Annotated in this window: 3 pseudogenes; 2 read left to right on the top strand and 1 reads right to left on the bottom strand. The window is 67.8% G+C overall.

Annotated features, from left to right (window positions below):
* Positions 1-296: pseudogene (locus AOK11_RS44150) on the top strand (hypothetical protein); the annotation flags it as partial.
* Positions 297-337: 41 nt separating this feature from the next.
* Here the strand turns inward: AOK11_RS44150 and AOK11_RS32555 are convergent.
* Positions 338-1,055, bottom strand: a pseudogene (locus AOK11_RS32555) (IS6 family transposase).
* A 59-nt stretch (positions 1,056-1,114) separates the two neighbouring features.
* On the opposite strand from AOK11_RS32555, the pseudogene AOK11_RS32550 reads away from it, so the two are divergent.
* Positions 1,115-1,510 (top strand): annotated as a pseudogene (locus tag AOK11_RS32550) (IS6 family transposase); the annotation flags it as partial.
* Positions 1,511-1,644 lie beyond the last annotated feature (134 nt).

The following is a 1,644-nucleotide window of genomic DNA, read 5'->3' as shown; positions in this document are numbered from 1 at the left end:
CATTCGAACCGGGGCGGTTCAATGTCCCAGTCTGCCTTGCCGGGGCCGCGGCGCTGGTTATGATCGCTCGCTGGGACGGCCTCACCTGGGCCGACCTCGGACTCGGCAGGGCATCTGTCGGTCGCGGGCTGCGCTGGGGGCTGATCCTGACCGCGGTTGTGCTCGTCGGCTACTTTCTGGCATTCGCCGCACCGCCCACCCGCGGAATGTTCTTGGATGAGCGTGCCTCCGGACTGTCTGTGGGCGAGCTGTTGTTCCGGGGGCGCTGTCACGTTGTTGAGGGTGTGAGCGCCTGACGGTGTGCCGGGTGTGCTCGGGCCGGGTTCCGGCTCCGTGCTCAGGCCGTGGCAGGCAGGCCGGCGACGCCGGTGACCTGGTCCCAGATGGTGAAGCGGATGGTCATCTCGGTGCGGTAGCCGGGGGCGGTCATCAGGTGGCGGCGGGGCCGGAAGTGCGGTGAGATGCCGCTGAACGCGGCCAGGAACCGTTGGGCCCCACCGGTACTGCGGAAAGCCTTTCATGGCGCGTTCGCGCTGCCTCGTCGGCTGGTGGCTGTTCTCCGCCCGGTTGTTGAGGCCCTTGTGCGAGCGGTGTTCCACGGAGGGCATGACCTCGCGGTGGGCCGCGCCGTAGGAGCGGAGCTTGTCGGTGACGATCACCCTCGGCACCGTGCGGGTCGTCTTCAGCAGGCGGCGGAAGAAGCGCCGGGCCGCGGCCTTGTCCCGGCGGGACTGGACCAGGATGTCGAGCACGTTGCCGTCGGCGTCGACCGCGCGCCACAGGTACTTCAGCTCGCCGTTGATCTTCACAAAGACCTCGTCCAGGTGCCACTTGTCCCCGGGCCGGGGTCGCCAGCGGCGCAGGCCGTTGGCGTAGACCTGCCCAAACTTCGTACACCAGCGCCGGACGGTCTCGTGGGAGACGACTACACCGCGCTCGAGCATCAGCTCCTCGACCTCCCGGAATCTGAGCGGGAAGCGGAAGTACAGCCACACGCAGTGAGAGATCACCTCGACCGGATACCGATGCCCCCTGTACGACGGCGCACTGTCCACCGAGGATCCCTCCCAGCCTGATCAACCCGAAGATCATCCCACCCGGTCAACCAACGTGACAGCGCCCCCGGGACGCCAAGGCCGCCAAGCGATTCCTCGCCAAGCTGATGAAGAAGCAGGGCCGGGTACCGCGGGTGCTGATCACCGACAAGCTCCGCAGCTACGGCGTCACCCACCGCGAGCTCATGCGGTCGGTCGAGCACCGAAGGCCGAAGTACCTGAACAACCGGGCCGAGAACTCCCACCAGCCCACCCGGCAGCGTGAACGGGCGATGAAGGGCTTCCGCTCCGTCGGCGCCGCACAAAGATTCCTGGCCGCCTTCAGCGGCATCTCACCCCGCTTCCGGCCCCGCCGCCACCTGATGACCGCCACCGAATACCGCACCGAGATGACCATCCGCTTCACCGTCTGGGACCAGATCACCGGCGTTGCCGGCCTGCCTGCCGCGGCCTGAGCACGGAGCCGGACCCCGGCCCCATCACACCGTCAGGCACTCACACACTCAACAACGTGACAACGCCCTCGGTGACGCTCCTCTCCGCCGCACCCACCCGGCGACGACGCGAAGCCCCGTTACCTTTTTCGTGG

Source organism: Streptomyces hirsutus, assembly GCF_001418415.1.
GTDB lineage: Bacteria > Actinomycetota > Actinomycetes > Streptomycetales > Streptomycetaceae > Streptomyces > Streptomyces hirsutus.
The sequence above is the reverse complement of the archived record's forward strand: the minus strand, read 5'-3'. Positions and strand labels throughout refer to the sequence as shown.